At 73.0% G+C, this 14,056-nt stretch carries 17 protein-coding genes; 10 read left to right on the top strand and 7 right to left on the bottom strand.

Features of this window, described 5'->3' with window-relative positions:
* Nucleotides 1-7: 7 nt before the first annotated feature.
* On the bottom strand, nt 8-958 hold the full coding sequence (locus F1615_RS21575) for a hypothetical protein (protein WP_149550673.1): 951 nt from the start codon (nt 956-958) through the stop codon (nt 8-10).
* A gap of 254 nt (nt 959-1,212) precedes the next feature.
* Here F1615_RS21575 and F1615_RS21580 point away from each other — a divergent pair, with 254 nt between their 5' ends.
* The 3 genes from F1615_RS21580 to F1615_RS21590 are packed head-to-tail and all read left to right on the top strand — an operon-like array spanning nt 1,213 to nt 2,496.
* On the top strand, nt 1,213-1,761 hold the full coding sequence (locus tag F1615_RS21580) for an NUDIX domain-containing protein (protein WP_149550674.1): 549 nt from the start codon (nt 1,213-1,215) through the stop codon (nt 1,759-1,761).
* Between the two features lie 10 nt (nt 1,762-1,771).
* The gene (locus tag F1615_RS21585; protein WP_149550675.1) at nt 1,772-2,164 is read left to right on the top strand and encodes a YidH family protein; all 393 of its coding nucleotides are present in this window, start codon (nt 1,772-1,774) and stop codon (nt 2,162-2,164) included.
* Nucleotides 2,161-2,496, top strand: a complete 336-nt coding sequence (locus F1615_RS21590; protein ID WP_149550676.1) for a DUF202 domain-containing protein — start codon at nt 2,161-2,163, stop codon at nt 2,494-2,496. Before F1615_RS21585 ends, F1615_RS21590 begins: the two co-directional genes overlap by 4 nt.
* Before the next feature lie 158 nt (nt 2,497-2,654).
* On the opposite strand, the gene F1615_RS21595 is transcribed toward F1615_RS21590, so the two are convergent.
* Nucleotides 2,655-3,584 carry an NADP-dependent oxidoreductase gene (locus tag F1615_RS21595; protein ID WP_149550677.1) on the bottom strand — a complete coding sequence of 310 codons (930 nt, stop codon included), beginning with the start codon at nt 3,582-3,584 and terminating at the stop codon, nt 2,655-2,657.
* 197 nt (nt 3,585-3,781) lie between these two features.
* On the opposite strand from F1615_RS21595, the gene F1615_RS21600 reads away from it, so the two are divergent.
* The 3 genes from F1615_RS21600 (at nt 3,782) to F1615_RS21610 (ending at nt 6,974) form a co-directional block, all read left to right on the top strand.
* Nucleotides 3,782-4,804, top strand: coding sequence for a phosphotransferase family protein (locus tag F1615_RS21600; protein WP_149550678.1), 1,023 nt, complete (start codon nt 3,782-3,784; stop codon nt 4,802-4,804).
* 6 nt (nt 4,805-4,810) lie between these two features.
* Nucleotides 4,811-6,025, top strand: coding sequence for an acyl-CoA dehydrogenase family protein (locus F1615_RS21605; protein ID WP_149550679.1), 1,215 nt, complete (start codon nt 4,811-4,813; stop codon nt 6,023-6,025).
* Between the two features lie 223 nt (nt 6,026-6,248).
* Complete coding sequence (locus F1615_RS21610) at nt 6,249-6,974, top strand: LysR family transcriptional regulator (protein ID WP_244328810.1); 726 nt, start codon at nt 6,249-6,251, stop codon at nt 6,972-6,974.
* On the opposite strand, the gene F1615_RS21615 is transcribed toward F1615_RS21610, so the two are convergent.
* From F1615_RS21615 to F1615_RS21625, 3 genes are read right to left on the bottom strand one after another with little or no spacing between them, the layout of a single operon-like run.
* Nucleotides 6,913-7,506, bottom strand: coding sequence for a TetR/AcrR family transcriptional regulator (locus F1615_RS21615; protein WP_149550782.1), 594 nt, complete (start codon nt 7,504-7,506; stop codon nt 6,913-6,915). The genes F1615_RS21610 and F1615_RS21615 overlap by 62 nt on opposite strands.
* Before the next feature lie 28 nt (nt 7,507-7,534).
* The gene (locus tag F1615_RS21620; RefSeq protein WP_149550680.1) at nt 7,535-7,699 is read right to left on the bottom strand and encodes a long-chain fatty acid--CoA ligase; all 165 of its coding nucleotides are present in this window, start codon (nt 7,697-7,699) and stop codon (nt 7,535-7,537) included.
* A complete protein-coding gene (locus tag F1615_RS21625) occupies nt 7,696-8,469 on the bottom strand; it encodes an SDR family oxidoreductase (protein ID WP_149550681.1) in 774 nt (257 codons plus the stop codon). Before F1615_RS21625 ends, F1615_RS21620 begins: the two co-directional genes overlap by 4 nt.
* Nucleotides 8,470-8,638: 169 nt before the next feature.
* Here F1615_RS21625 and F1615_RS21630 point away from each other — a divergent pair, with 169 nt between their 5' ends.
* From F1615_RS21630 to F1615_RS21640, 3 genes are all read left to right on the top strand, one after another.
* On the top strand, nt 8,639-9,895 hold the full coding sequence (locus F1615_RS21630; RefSeq protein ID WP_208818374.1) for an exo-beta-N-acetylmuramidase NamZ family protein: 1,257 nt from the start codon (nt 8,639-8,641) through the stop codon (nt 9,893-9,895).
* Between the two features lie 460 nt (nt 9,896-10,355).
* On the top strand, nt 10,356-10,958 hold the full coding sequence (locus tag F1615_RS21635) for a hypothetical protein (RefSeq protein ID WP_149550683.1): 603 nt from the start codon (nt 10,356-10,358) through the stop codon (nt 10,956-10,958).
* Between the two features lie 150 nt (nt 10,959-11,108).
* A complete protein-coding gene (locus F1615_RS21640; protein ID WP_149550684.1) occupies nt 11,109-12,176 on the top strand; it encodes an RNA ligase (ATP) in 1,068 nt (355 codons plus the stop codon).
* Nucleotides 12,177-12,295: 119 nt separating this feature from the next.
* Here F1615_RS21640 and soxR read toward each other — a convergent pair whose 3' ends face one another.
* Nucleotides 12,296-12,775, bottom strand: coding sequence for a redox-sensitive transcriptional activator SoxR (soxR, locus tag F1615_RS21645; protein WP_149550685.1), 480 nt, complete (start codon nt 12,773-12,775; stop codon nt 12,296-12,298).
* 131 nt (nt 12,776-12,906) lie between these two features.
* On the opposite strand from soxR, the gene F1615_RS21650 reads away from it, so the two are divergent.
* Complete coding sequence (locus tag F1615_RS21650) at nt 12,907-13,368, top strand: MaoC family dehydratase (protein WP_149550686.1); 462 nt, start codon at nt 12,907-12,909, stop codon at nt 13,366-13,368.
* On the opposite strand, the gene F1615_RS21655 is transcribed toward F1615_RS21650, so the two are convergent.
* On the bottom strand, nt 13,359-14,003 hold the full coding sequence (locus F1615_RS21655) for a TetR/AcrR family transcriptional regulator (protein WP_149550687.1): 645 nt from the start codon (nt 14,001-14,003) through the stop codon (nt 13,359-13,361). The genes F1615_RS21650 and F1615_RS21655 overlap by 10 nt on opposite strands.
* Nucleotides 14,004-14,056 lie beyond the last annotated feature (53 nt).

Below are 14,056 nucleotides of genomic sequence, written 5' to 3' on the forward strand. Positions count from 1 at the left end.
GCTGGGGTCAGACCGTGCCCAGGGCGGCTGCGCGGGCGGTGCGGAAGGCGGTCAGGGGGTCACGGTCCGGGTAGGACCAGGGGGCGGGTGTGGCGTGGTCTCCGATGCGGTGGAAGAGGGCGGCGGCCTCGGCGCCCCGGCCCTCGCAGACCTTGGCGTGGGCCAGGAAGTTGAGGTCGACCAGCCGGCGCGGATGGTCCTCGTGCTCCCACTCCAGCCACCAGTCGAAGGCGGCTTTCATCACCTGCCGGGCGCGGCGGCCGACCCAGTGGCCCGAGGCGACGGGGTCGGCGGGTTCGTGCCCGGCGGCGGCCAGGGTGCGGTAGCGCTCGGCGTGCGCGATGACCGGCAGGATCGCCAGCGGCGAGTCGGCGGGGGCCTGCTCGGCGGCCCAGTTGGCGAAGTCGTACACCTCGTGCAGCGGGTCCGGGCCCGCCTCCACCCGACGCTCCGCGAGCCAGGCGACCACCAGGTGGTGGGCGTGGTGGTGGTCCGCGTGCCGCGTGCGGACCTGCTCGAAGATGCGGACCACGTCGCCCTCAGCCCCCAGGGAGCGCTCGAGGAGGAGCAGGCCGAGCCAGGGGGTGGGGTCGGCGGGCCGGAGCTCCGCGGCCCGCCGGCAGGTCTCGCGGACGCGGGCCGCCTTCTCCTTGCCGCGCAGCGCGCGCCGCACCTGCGCCAGGGCGAGCAGCGCGGAGGCGTCGCCGGAGTCGGGCTCGGCGAGCAGCCACTCCCTGGCCCAGGCGGCGCAGGAGGACTCCCGGGCGAGCACCGTGATCCGGTGGCCCCGGCGGTCCCAGTCGTCCCCCGTCTGCACCAGCAGCGAGCGGGTGTTCTGCCATCGGCCCTGCGCCAGCGCGGCCCGCGCCGCGACGAGTTCGGCGTCGTCGAGAGCCTCGTCGAAGGCCTGTGCCGCACGTTTGCGGGCACGGCCGAGGGGAGGCGGGGGTGGGGGCACCGCGGAACTTCCTCACGCGCTCTGCTTGTGGTTCGGCTCACGGCGGGCGGTCGGTGCGGCAGTGGTCGGCTGCCGACTGCCATGAGCTGATCACGGACAGCAAACCGTCAGCCAACGGATCACGTCAAGGGCGCCCGGTGCGTTACACGCGTCAACTACGGTCACGAACAGGCAACTTGTCACACCGGCCGGTCGGTCGCCCGGTGGTGCGGCGGCGGGGGTCGCGGGGCGGGGCGCGCTGCTTGGATGGCCGTATGAGTGCTGACGAGATCATCGACATCGTCGACGGGAACGACCGGGTGGTCGGGCAGGCGCCCCGCGGTGAGGCCTACGCGCGGGGTCTGCGCCACCGGTGCGCCTTCGTCCTGGTCCGGGACGCCGGGGGGCGTGTCTTCGTCCACCGCCGGACGCCGGGCAAGCTCGTCTTCCCGTCCCTGTACGACATGTTCGTCGGCGGGGTCGTGGCGGCGGGTGAGGGATACGACGAGGCGGCCCTGCGGGAGGCCGAGGAGGAACTGGGCGTGAGCGGACTGCCGCGCCCCGGGCACCTGTTCACGTTCCTGTACGACGACGGCGCGGGCCGGACCTGGTGGTCGGCGGTGTACGAGGTGCGCTGCGAGCTGCCGGTGCGGCCACAGGCCGAGGAGGTGGCCTGGCACGCCTTCCTGCCGGAGGACGAGGTGGAGCGGCGGGTGGCCGAGGGCGGGTGGGAGTGGGTGCCGGACGGGCTGGAGGCGTACCGGCGGCTCGGGGAGTGGCGGTCGGAGCGGCCGGGGCGGTCCGGGCCGCCCGGGCGCCGGTAGGGTCGCCGACATGATCGACTTCGTGCGGAACGTCCGGTTGTGGTTCGCGCCCTCGGCTGTGCGGGAGGAGGGGCAGACGCCCGACTACCGGTTCTCGCTGGCGAACGAGCGGACGTTCCTCGCCTGGCTCCGTACAGCGCTCGCGCTGGTCGGCGGTGGGTTCGCCGTGGACCAGTTTTTGCCGGATCTGCGATGGGGATGGCGGGTGGGGCTCGCGCTGGCGCTGCTCGCCGCGGGGGTGTTGTGCGCGTTGCGGGCGGTCAACCACTGGATCCGGTGCGAGCTGGCCATGCGGCGGGGCGAGGATCTGCCGGTGTCCCGGTTCCCGGCGCTGCTGGGTCTGGTGGTGGCGGTGGTGGCGGTGGTGATGGTCGTGGTGGTGCTCGTGGGGTGGGAGGAGTGAGCGGGGCGGCCGCCCGGGAGGTGGAGCGGGATCCCGGGTTGCAGCCGGAGCGGACCCGGCTGGCGTGGCGGCGTACGACGCTGTCGAGCACGGTGGTGACCGTGCTGGCCGGGAAGGCCGCGCTGGCGGGCGGGGGGTCGGTGGCGGCGGGTGTGGCGGGCGCGGTGTGCTGCGCGTGCTGGGTCGGGATTCTGGCCGTCGCCCATCGGCGGATTCGTGCCCTGGCGGGCGGGGGTGTCCCTGATGCGCTCGTTCCGCCGTACGCGGCCGCGGCGGTGGTGTGCCTGGTGGTGACGGTGGTTTCCGGGGCCGTGCTCGTCCTGCTGGGGTGAGCCGGGTGGTGGCGGGGAGATTCTTCGCCCCCGCCGCCCCTTCCCGTTCCCTTTCCCGCCCTCAGGGGCTCCGCCCCTGGAACCCCGGTCGGCCCGAAGGGCCTCGTCCTCGAACGCCGGACGGGCTGGTCGGCCTCGTCCTCGACCGGCGGACGGGCTCAGTCGGGTACCGTCACCACGATCTTGCCGCGGGTCCGTCCCTCCTGGCTCAGGCGGTGGGCGTCCGCCGCCCGGTCCAGGGGGAAGGTCCGTGAGACGTGGACGGTCAGGACTCCCTGCTCCGCGAGATCGGACAGGCGGGCCAGGTCGTGCGGGTCGGGGCGGACGAACCAGTAGTGGCCGCCGTAGCCCACCACCTCCGGGTCGGTGATCGACGCGAGGCGGCCCTCCGGGGCGAGGAGGTTCGCGGAGACCTTCAGGGCGTCTCCGCCGACCGAGTCGAACACCGCGTCCACGCCCTCGGGGGCCAGCCCCCGCACCCGTTCCGCGAGGCCCTCCCCGTAGCTCACCGGCTCCCCGCCCAGTCCGCGGACGAAGTCGTGGTTGCGCTCGCTCGCCGTGCCGATGACCCGGGCGCCGAGGTGGGCGGCGAGCTGGACGGCGACGGATCCGACACCGCCGGCCGCGGCGTGCACCAGGACGGTCTCGCCCCGCTTGACCCCGAGGACCCGGTGGAGCACCTGGTACGCGGTGAGCCCCGTGAGGGGGAGGCCGGCCGCCTCCTCGAAGGAGAGGTTGCGCGGCTTGGGGGCGAGGGTGCGGACCGGGGCGGCCACGTACTCGGCGAACGTGCCCCGGGACAGGACGTCCTCGCGCACGTAGCCGATCACCTCGTCGCCGGCGGCGAACTCCGGGACCGCCGGGCCCGGCCGGACGACCACGCCCGACACGTCCCAGCCGGGGACGACCGGGAAGACGGCCGGGAGGACCGGGTCCAGATGGCCCTCCCGGCACTTCCAGTCGACCGGGTTGACGCCCGCCGCCCGCACCTTCACCAGCACCGAGTCGGGACCGACCTTGGGGTCGTCGACCTCTGAGAGTTCGAGCACCTCGGGGCCGCCGTACCGTGCGTAGCTGATCGCCTTCATGCGTCCGACCCTCCGGGGTCCGCCCGCGCCGCGCAAGCCGAATCGCCCGATGTACACCATTCGCGTCACGGCGGGACGGGCAGCGGCCGCGGCGAGCGCCTATCGTGGGCCCGATCACGTTTCGTCCTCGCTCTGGACGACATACCGACCGGTCGGCATCATAAGGCGGGTACTGTCATCTGCCCGTAGGAGCGACGATGAGCCCCGACCACCCGCCCGGCCTCGATCTCGACCGGCTTCGCGGCCTGCTCGAACGGGAGCGGCCCGGCCTGGTGACCGGACCGCTCTCCGGCCGGCTGATCGAGGGCGGCAGGTCGAACCTCACGTACGCGGTCTCCGACGGCGGCTCGCGGTGGGTCGTGCGGCGCCCCCCGCTCGGCCATGTCCTGGCCACCGCGCACGACATGAGGCGCGAGCACCGGGTGATCAGCGCGCTGCACCCGACCGCCGTGCCCGTGCCGCGCCCGGTGCTGCTGTGCGAGGACGAGGAGGTGCTCGGAGCCCCCTTCTACGTCATGGAGTTCGTGGCGGGCACCCCGTACCGCGCGGCGGGCCAGCTCGCCCCGCTCGGCCCCGGGCGCACCCGGGACGCCGTGCTGAACCTGGTGGACACGCTCGTCGAGCTGCACGCCGTCGATCCCGGCGAGGTGGGGCTCGCGGACTTCGGCCGGCCCGAGGGCTTCCTGGACCGGCAGTTGCGGCGCTGGGGCAAGCAGCTGGACGCCTCCCGCAACCGGGAGCTGGCCGGCATCGACGAGCTGCACGCCGCGCTCGGGCGGGAGCTGCCCTCCTCCCCCGCGCCCACGGTGGTGCACGGCGACTACCGGCTCGACAACGTGCTGATCGGCGAGGACGACGAGATCAAGGCCGTCCTCGACTGGGAGATGTCCACCCTCGGGGATCCGCTGACCGACCTCGGGCTGCTGGTGATGTACAGCATGCCGCTGAGCATGCCGGACTCCCCCGTCTCCACGACCGCCGAGGCCCCCGGGCATCCCGCGCCGGCCGAGCTGATCGAGCGCTACGCCGCGCGGTCGGGGCGCGATGTCTCCGCGGTCTCCTGGTACACGGCGTTCGCCTGGTTCAAGCTCGCCGTGATCCTCGAGGGCATCCACTACCGCTACACGCTGGGCCAGACGGTCGGGCGCGGCTTCGACCGCATCGGCGATCTGGTTCCGGTCTTCATCGGGCACGGTCTGACCACTCTTCAGGAAGGCTGACGGCACATGGACTTCGCGTTCGACGCGCGCACCGAGGAACTGCGCGCCAGGCTCCTCGCCTTCATGGACGAGTACGTCCACCCGGCCGAGCGGGTCGCGCACGAGCAGCGCGAGCGGCTGGCCTCGCCGTGGGAGACCGTTCCCGTGGTCGAGGAGCTGAAGGCCGAGGCTCGCAGGCAGGGGCTGTGGAACCTGTTCCTGCCCGACGACGGGTACGGCGCCGGCCTGACCAACCTCCAGTACGCTCCGCTCGCCGAGATCATGGGCCGCTCACCGCAGATCGCGCCGACCGTCACCAACTGCGCGGCGCCCGACACGGGGAACATGGAGGTGCTGGCGCAGTTCGGCGACGAGCGGCAGCGGAAGCAGTGGCTCGAGCCGCTGCTCGCGGGTGAGATCCGCTCGGCGTTCGCGATGACCGAGCCGGAGGTGGCCTCCTCGGACGCCACCAACATCACCACGCACATCGAGCGGGACGGCGACGAGTACGTCATCACCGGCCGCAAGTGGTACATCTCCGGGGCGATGCACCCGGACTGCAGCATCTTCATCGTGATGGGGAAGACCGACCCGGACGGGCCGGACATCCGCCGTCAGCAGTCCATGGTCCTCGTCCCGCGCGACACGCCGGGCGTCACCGTCGAGCGCGCCATGCAGGTGTTCGGCTACGAGGACCACTACCACGGCGGACACGCCGAGGTGGTCTTCGACCACGCGCGCGTGCCGGTGTCGAACCTGATCGGCGAGGAGGGCGGCGGTTTCGCCATCGCGCAGGCCCGGCTCGGCCCCGGCAGGATCCACCACTGCATGCGGCTGATCGGCATGGCCGAACGGGCCATCGAGCTGATGTGCCGGCGGGTGGTGTCCCGGGACGCCTTCGGCAAGCCGCTGGCGCAGCAGGGCGTGGTGCAGAACTGGATCGCCGACGCGCGCGTGGCCGTCGAGCAGCTGCGGCTGCTGGTGCTGAAGACGGCCTGGATGATGGACACCGTCGGCAACCGGGGTGCCCACACCGAGATCCAGGCGATCAAGATCGCCACGCCTCGTACGGTCGTCGGCATCCTCGACCGGGCGATCCAGCTCTACGGCGCGGGCGGGGTCAGCCAAGACTTCCCGCTGGCCGAGCTGTACGCCGGTGCCCGCACGCTGATGATCGCCGACGGGCCCGACGAGGTGCACCAGCGGTCGCTGGCGCGCCGGGAGCTGAAGAAGTATTTCTAGGTGCCTCCAGGTGTGTTGTCCCGGGACGTTGGTGACACGCGTGCTGGGTGCGTGAACGGGTGAGGGCCTTCTGGGTTCGGTGTGGATCGCGACATCTGCACCGAAGCTCAGGAGGCCCTCGTGTCCCACCGTAATGCCCCGCTGACCCCGACCAGAGGCTGCGTCATTTCATGGCGGTCGTCACTGAGGGGGTTTCGCCGCCGCCGCGCGTGCCGAGCTGATCGTGCAGTCGGCGCTCAGCACCTCGATCCGCAATCCGGAGCGGGAGCTGGGCGCCGATCTGTTCGGCCGCACCGGCCGGCGGGTGGTCCTCACGGAGGCCGGGTGGGAGCTGCTGCCGCAGGCGCGGGCACTGCCGGCCGGGGAGCGGTCCGCGCGGGAAGCGGTGGCGGCGGCGGACGGGCTGACCGAGGCCCTGCGGGCGGGCGAGCTGGATCTGGCGTATCTCGCCCCGGACGCGCGGGGAACTGCCGGAAGGGCTGTCGGTGCACGCGCCTGGCACGAGGAACTGGTGCTGATCACCGCGCCGGGACATCCGCTCGCCGGGGCGGGGAAGGCGCGGATCAGCGATCCCGCCGAGGAGCCGTTCGTCGACTTCCGCGCCGGCACGGGCCTGGAGACGGCCGCGCGCCGGCTGACCGCCCACTGCGGTCTCACACGCCGGACCACCTGTGACGTCACCCAGGCGGGTCCACTGGTGGATCCGGTGCGGGCCGGGACCGGGGTCGCCTTCGTGCCCCGGCCGATCGGTGAGCGGGCGGGACTGCCGTGCGCCACCGTCCGGCAGCCGGATCCGGGGCGCACGGTGGTGCCGGCCGGGCGCGGGTCACGGCCGCGCCACCCGGCGGCGGGCGCCCTGCTCGATCACCTCGTGGGCCGCGGCCGGCTCAGGGACGCAGGGCCCGCAGCAGCAGGTCCGCGAGATGATCGGCGACCTCCTGCGGGCTGAGCGGGCCGTCGGGGCGGTACCAGGTGGACAGGTGGTGCACGGAGCCGAAGTGGTAGTCGACGACGAGGTCGGCCGGGGTCGCCGTGGAGAAGACGCCCTCGCGCTGGCCCTCCTCGACCAGCGCGCGGAAGCGTTCGTGGTAGCGCCGGCGCTCGGCGCGCACCTGCTTGTTCTTCTCCGGACCGAGGTGGTGCATGGAGCGGAAGAAGATCGACGCGTCGTCGAGGTTCTCGATCGTGGTGACGACGACGTCGGCCGCCGCTCCGCGCAGCCGCTTCTCGATCGGCTCGTCGGCGTCCGCGAAGTGGTCCAGACGTTCCTGCTGGAGGCGCAGCACACGGGCGTACACCTCGTGCAGCAGGTCGTCCTTGGAGCCGAAGTAGTGGTACAGCGCCCCCTTGGTGACGCCGGCCGCCTCGACGATCTCCTGCACCGAGGTGCGGTCATAGCCCCGCTCGGCGAAGAGCCGGGTGGCGGCGGCCAGGAGCCGCTGCGGCACAGGAGTTCCGTCACCGTCCGTCGTCCTGGGCACTGCGGCCACCCGCCTTTCCGTGTCGCTGTCAGTCGTCGTGGGTCGGGGAACGCGGTTCCCGCCGGGAGATCTTCCCACCGACCGCGCCCGGCACGTCCGGCAGGACCTCCGCCCGGCGCGGATCCTCGCAGGCGGCCAGTCTGCCCCTGCCGTGCGCGGCGGGCACAGCCGGGTCCGCCCCGGCGCCGGTCACCGGGTCGTCTCCCAGTGCTGCTGGATGCGGTTCATGCCGGAGAGCCAGCGGTCGGGGTCGGAGGCGCGGGCCTGGTAGTACTCGGCGACCTCGGGGTGCGGGAGGATCAGGAAGCGGTCCTCCTCGATGCCGCGGAAGAGGGCGTCGGCCACGTCGTCCGGTTCGATCGCGGTCGGCCTGAGGACCAGGTCGCCCGCGCTGCCGCTGGCGTCGAGCATGTCGGTGCGCACGCCCTGCGGGCAGATCGCGTGGACCCTGACCCCGCGGTGGCGGTACGTCAGGGACAGCCACTCGGCGAAGGCGTAGGCACCGTGCTTGGTGACGCTGTAGGGGGCGGTGCCGATCATGGTGAGCAGTCCGGCCGCGGAGACGGTGGAGACGAAACGGCCGCTGCCGCGCTCCAGCCAGTCCGGGAGCAGTGCGTGCGCCGCGCGGACGTGCGCCATGACGTTGACGTCCCAGGAGAGGGCCCAGCCCCGCTCGTCGAGCGGCTCGCCGGGCTCGCCGCCGTCGCGGCCGACACCGGCGTTGGCGCAGTAGACGTCGACCGTCCCGCCGAGCGCCTCCCGGGCCTCGCCGACGATCGAGGAGGCGTCGCCCGGGACCGCGAGGCCGCCGATCTCCTCGGCGACGGCCTTGGCACGGTCGGCGTCCAGGTCGTTGACGACGACCCGCGCCCCCTGGGCGGCGAAGCGTCGGGCGAGCGCCGCTCCGATGCCGCCCCCGGCTCCCGTGACGACCACCTTCGCACCCTGCACGGCTTGCACCATCGGTCTCCTTCGACGCGGCTCCCAGCGACTTCCGGCCGTCAGACTAACCGGTCGGTATGCGCGGTGGAAGAGGTGTTCCCGGCGGGGTCGGTCCGGTTCGTTCCCCGGGGCGGTCACGCGCGCTAGCGTGCGTGGGCATGACACCCGCCGCGATCACGGAGGTCACCGAATGAAGCTGTCCAGACGGAGCCTGTTCGCCACCACCACGGCCGCGGTCGCGGCCGCCGCCGCGCCGGCGGCTGCCGCGACCGGCCCCGCGGCGGCGCACGGGGGTGGACGGGGGCCGCGCACCGGGTTCGAACGGCTCGCCGCGGACGGCTACGCGCCACTCGACGGGCAGCGCGTGGGCGTGGTCACCAACCCCACCGGCATCACCCGGGACGTGCGGCACATCGTCGACGTCATGCACGGCGACGACCGCGTCGACCTCATCGCCGTCTTCGGCCCCGAGCACGGCTTCCGGGGCACCGCGCAGGCGGGCGGCTCCGAGGGCCGCTACGACGACCCGGCGACCGGCCTGCCCGTCTACGACACGTACCTGAAGAGCGGTCAGGCACTCGCCGGCGTCTTCACCGCGTCCGGCGTGGACACGGTGGTCTTCGACATCCAGGACGTCGGCGCGCGGTTCTACACGTACATCTGGACACTGTTCGACTGCATGGAGGCGGCCGCGCTCGCGGGCAAGCGGTTCATGGTCCTGGACCGGCCGAACCCGGTGAGCGGGCGGGCGGCGCTGGGTCCGGTGCTGCACAAGGAGTTCGCGACCTTCGTCGGGCGGCAGCCGATCTCGCAGGCGCACGGGATGACCGTGGCGGAGCTGGCGCGGCTGTTCAACGGGGAGTTCCTGACGACGCCGGTGCCGCTGGAGACCGTACGGATGTCCGGCTGGAAGCGGTCGGACTTCTACGACGCCTCCGGGCTGCCGTGGGTGCCGCCGAGCCCGAACATGCCGACGCCCGAGACGGCGCTGGTGTACTCGGGGACGTGTCTGTTCGAGGGCACGAACCTGTCGGAGGGGCGCGGGACCACCCGGCCGTTCGAGCTGCTGGGCGCGGAGGGGATCGACGGGCGCTGGGCGGCCGCGGCGAACGGACTGGGGCTGGCGGGCGTGCGCTTCCGGGAGGCGTACTTCGCGCCGACGTTCTCCAAGTTCCAGGGGAAGACGGTCGGGGGCGTGCAGCTGCACGTGCACGACCGGGTGGCGTTCGATCCGGTGCGGACGGGGATCGGGCTGCTGGTCTCGGCGAAGCGGTCGTGGAGCGGCTTCGCCTGGCGCCCGGACAACTGGATCGACAAGCTCACCGGCTCGACGCTGGTGCGCACGATGATCGACGCGGGCGCGGACACGGACGAGGTGGTGGCCGGCTGGCAGGAGGAGCTGGCGGGGTTCCGGAGGATGCGGCGGGAGTACCTGCTCTACCGCTGAGCGGGGCGGCGGGGACGGCGGCGGGTCGCGTACGGCGGCCCGCCGCCGTTCTGCTTCCGCCCGCCCCGCCCCGGCCCCTGTGACCTGCGGTTCGGCGGGACCACCGGCCCCCGGCCGGGTCGTCGGCGCCAAAGAGCCCACGATCCGTGTGCGGACCGGTATGCATATCGGCGGGCCGTTCAGGAACCCGTGGAAGCCGCGGGGAGTTCTCAGGCTGACGAGGAGGGGTTCCTCCCCGCGGGGAGGGGCACGGAGCGCATGAGCGCAGGTGTCCCCGCAGACGACCACAACTGAAGCGCGCGCCAAGGGAGTTGGCACGCGGTCCCCGCGGCCGGCTGATGGGGGCCAGCGGAAAAAGGATGGAGCCGATTCGCGTGTCGACACGTCTATTCGGCGACGTCCGTTCGACGACGCCGAAGTGACCGGATTACAGGTGCAGGTGTGACGGAGGTGCAGGACGATGGCCGGTTTCCGGAGTCTGGCGAGACAGGTCCGAGATCCGCGGTGCGATCTGGCACTGCGGCGCTACTCGCTGCGCAAGTGCCTTGAGCGATTCGCTCCTTACGGGCACAGGGCGACCTGGGACCATTTGTGCTCGCGGGCCGGGTTCGATCCCGAGGACCGCTCAGTCGACCCGGTGCGGCTCGTGGCCGCGCTGGAGGAGCTGGAGGAGGCCCGGGCGGTCTGGCTGGCCTACGAGGTGGAGTTCGCCGAGCGCCGCAGGAAGGAGAAGCACGACGGGCTGCGCAGTCCGGGCAGTGTGGACGACTGGCACCGGCTGACCTGGGGCGGTTTCGGTGTGGCCTGGTGCGACGACCCACGGGTGCATCCGCGGGAGCCGCTGGCCGAGGTGCTGCGACGGCTGATCGCCGCGCTGGAGCGCGAGCCGGGTTCGGCCTGCCCCGTGTGCCGGGGGGAACGGCTCATGTGGCGCCACGACCTGGATCACGAGCCCTCGGCCGGCCCGGTCTGCACGGACTGCGGAATCCTGGTGCCGCGCCCCGTGCTCACCCCTGGTGCCCTGGCGGACGCCCGCCGGGCGAGGCTGCTGGTGTCGGCCTGAGCGACAGGGAGCAGCGGGGGTGCGCAGGGGATGCCGCGCCCCCGTCGGCTCCGGGGACCGTAGCAGGTGGTAATTCACTCGTTCCAGGGCTTTGTTCCACGGACAGTGGAGGGCGATGAAAGCCACCTGAGAGTCCTGGGAGCCGTACCGATGTCGACGCTGCGCGTCACCGCCGAAGTCCTGACCGTCCACGACCACCCGGGCGCCGACGCCCTGGAACTGGCCCAGGTGGGCCTGTACCGGGCGGTGGTCGCCAAGGGCGCGTACCGCACGGGTGACGCCGCGGTCTACATCCCCGAGCAGGCCGTACTGCCGGCCGCGCTCGTCGAGGAGCTGGGGCTGACCGGCCGGCTGGCGGGCGCGAACCACGACCGGGTCAAGGCGGTCCGGCTGCGCGGTGAGCTGTCGCAGGGCATCGTGTGCCGCCCGAAGGCCCTCGCGGACGTCGACCTGGTGCGGGCCGCCGCGGACGGGACCGACTTCGCGGAGCTGCTCGGCATCACCAAATGGGTACCGCCGGTCCCGCCGACCATGGACGGCGACGTGGAGTCCGCGCCCGGCCTGCTGCCCTGGGTCGACATCGAGAACATCCAGCGCCATCCGGGGATCTTCGCCCCCGGCGAGCCCGTGGTGGTCACCGAGAAGCTGCACGGCACGGCCTGCCTGCTCACGTACGCCGCGGGGGAGGACCGGGTGTACGTCTCCTCGAAGGGGTTCGGTGCCAGGTCGCTGGCGTTGAAGGAGGACCCGCGCAACCTGTACTGGCGGGCTGTGCGCGGTCACGGTGTCGCCGAGGTCGCGGCGGACCTCGCCGCCCGGCTGGGCGCCCGGCGGGTCGGCGTCTTCGGCGAGGTGTACGGCGCGGGGGTGCAGGACCTGACGTACGGCGCGGACGGGCGGCGCGACACGCTCGGGTACGCCGTGTTCGACGTGTCGGCGGAGATCGACGGTGAGGTGCGCTGGCTGGACGCGGCGGACCTGCTGGACGGCCGGCTGCCGTTGGTGCCACGGCTGTTCTCCGGCCCGTACGACAGTGAGCGGGTGCTGGAGGCCGCCGGCGGCCGGGAGACGGTGTCCGGGCGGGAGCTGCACCTGCGGGAGGGCGTGGTGATCCGGCCCGCGGTCGAACGCCACAGCCCGGTGACCGGTGGCCGCGCCATCGCCAAGGCCGTGAGCCCCGCCTATCTGACCCGGAAGGGCGGCACGGAGTACGAGTGAGCGCCGCGGGCGCCCGGCCGCGCCGCCCCGGGGCGCCTCACGGGACCGTGGGGCGCCGGGGGCGTCGCGGCTGCCCGCCGCGACGCGTCAGCCCGGCCCGGGCGGGAACGCCCGCGGGGTCAGCGGCCGGACTGCCGCCCGCCGCCGCTCTCGGACAGCAGCCGGGAGCCCGTCAGACGCTCACCGGAGACGTCGTCCGGGTTGGACAGGACGCACGTGTCCAGGGAGAGGCAGCCGCAGCCGATGCAGTCCGTGAGGTGGTCGCGGAGGCGGTTGAGCTGCCTGATGCGTTCGTCCAGTTCGGAGCGCCAGGCCTCGGAGAGGCGCGCCCAGTCGTCCCGGGTGGGGGTGCGCTCCTCGGGCAGTTCGGCGAGCGCCTCGCGGATCGTGGCGAGCGGGATGCCGACGCGCTGGGCGGCGCGGATGAAGGCGACCCGGCGCAGGGTGTCGCGGGTGTACCGGCGCTGGTTGCCCGGGGTGCGGCGGCTGCTGATCAGGCCCTTGGACTCGTAGAAGTGCAGGGCCGACACGGCGGCGCCGCTGCGGGCGGAGAGCTGGCCGACCGTGAGCTCGTGGATCTTCTCTGGAATCCGTTGCACTCCTCGAAGACTACCCACCCGTCCGGCGCCCGTGTCCGTTGACAGGGGCTGCCCGGCCGACCATGCTAAGCAGTTGCTTAGGCATGCGCACACGGATGCGCCTGCGACTACGTGACGCGAGAGGCCGGGACATGGCAGAGCCAAGGATCTTCACGTCCGTCGACGAACTGAAGGCGGCGGTGGGCGAGCAGCTGGGGTACACCGACTGGCTCGAGGTCGACCAGAAGCGGATCGACCTGTTCGCCGAGGCCACCGGGGACCACCAGTGGATCCACGTCGATCCGCAGAAGGCCGCGGCGGGACCGTTCGGCACGACCATCGCGCACGGCTATCTGACGCTGTCGCTGCTGCCGCTGTTCGGCCCGCAGCTGATCGCCGTCGAAGGCGTGACGATGGGCGTCAACTACGGCACCAACAAGGTGCGCTTCCCCGCCCCGGTGCCGGTCGGCTCGCGGGTGCGCGCCACCGCGACGATCACCGCGGTGGACGAGGTGAAGGGCGGCGTCCAGGTGGCCACGGCGTTCACCGTGGAGCGCGAAGGTGGCGACAAGCCGGTGTGCGTGGCCGAGTCGGTGGCCCGCTACTACCTCTGAGCGGCGCCGGCCGCCCGGGCCCCGACCATCCTGAGCACGAGGTCGGCGTAGAGCGCGCCGACCTCCTCGGGGGTGCGGGGCCCGTCGACGTTGAACCAGCGGGCCACGTCGATGCAGAGCGAGAGCACGGCGACGGTGGTGCCCTGCACGTCGACGACGTCGAAGTCGCCGGAGCGCACGCCCTCCTCGATGATCCCGCGCACCTCGGCGTCGACCTGGCGCCGCAGGGCGAGGATCTCCGCGCGGGCGTCGGGGCCGAGCGAGTCGAGCTCGTACTGCACGACCCTGGCGGTGGTCCGGCCGCCGGCGTGCCAGCGGACGAAGGAGCTGACCGCGTCGGCGAGCCGCTCGGCGGGGCCGCCCTCGGCGCGGGCCGCCGTGCGCAGGATCTCCACGGCCTTCTCGTGGCCGATCCGGCTGATGCGGTGGAGCAGTTCTTCCTTGGTCTTGTAGTGGATGTAGAGCGCGGCCGGGCTCATGCCGGCGCGGCCCGCGATGTCGCGGGTCGTCGTGGCGTGGTAGCCGCGCTCCGCGAAGGCCTCCACGGCAGCGAGCAGCAGCCGCCGGGCCGCGTCGGGCGTGACCTCACCCCACGGCTGCGCCTCACCGCCGGCCGTCTCCTCCGCCGTACTCATCACTCACCCCATTCGCTGGCAGGGCCACCACCATACCGGCAAGGGTGAGCGGG

Origin of the sequence: Streptomyces marokkonensis (assembly GCF_008312835.1) — a bacterium.
Taxonomy (GTDB): domain Bacteria; phylum Actinomycetota; class Actinomycetes; order Streptomycetales; family Streptomycetaceae; genus Streptomyces; species Streptomyces marokkonensis_A.

Bases quoted from the DNA above. Each gene is read 5' to 3' on its own strand.
- F1615_RS21600 (WP_149550678.1), top strand. From the start codon at position 3,782: ATGAGCCCCGACCACCCGCCCGGCCTCGATCTCGACCGGCTTCGCGGC.
- F1615_RS21595 (WP_149550677.1), bottom strand. From the start codon at position 3,584: ATGAAGGCGATCAGCTACGCACGGTACGGCGGCCCCGAGGTGCTCGAA.
- F1615_RS21605 (WP_149550679.1), top strand. From the start codon at position 4,811: ATGGACTTCGCGTTCGACGCGCGCACCGAGGAACTGCGCGCCAGGCTC.
- F1615_RS21630 (WP_208818374.1), top strand. From the start codon at position 8,639: ATGAAGCTGTCCAGACGGAGCCTGTTCGCCACCACCACGGCCGCGGTC.
- F1615_RS21585 (WP_149550675.1), top strand. From the start codon at position 1,772: ATGATCGACTTCGTGCGGAACGTCCGGTTGTGGTTCGCGCCCTCGGCT.
- F1615_RS21635 (WP_149550683.1), top strand. From the start codon at position 10,356: ATGGCCGGTTTCCGGAGTCTGGCGAGACAGGTCCGAGATCCGCGGTGC.
- F1615_RS21650 (WP_149550686.1), top strand. From the start codon at position 12,907: ATGGCAGAGCCAAGGATCTTCACGTCCGTCGACGAACTGAAGGCGGCG.
- F1615_RS21640 (WP_149550684.1), top strand. From the start codon at position 11,109: ATGTCGACGCTGCGCGTCACCGCCGAAGTCCTGACCGTCCACGACCAC.
- F1615_RS21655 (WP_149550687.1), bottom strand. From the start codon at position 14,003: ATGAGTACGGCGGAGGAGACGGCCGGCGGTGAGGCGCAGCCGTGGGGT.
- F1615_RS21625 (WP_149550681.1), bottom strand. From the start codon at position 8,469: ATGGTGCAAGCCGTGCAGGGTGCGAAGGTGGTCGTCACGGGAGCCGGG.
- F1615_RS21580 (WP_149550674.1), top strand. From the start codon at position 1,213: ATGAGTGCTGACGAGATCATCGACATCGTCGACGGGAACGACCGGGTG.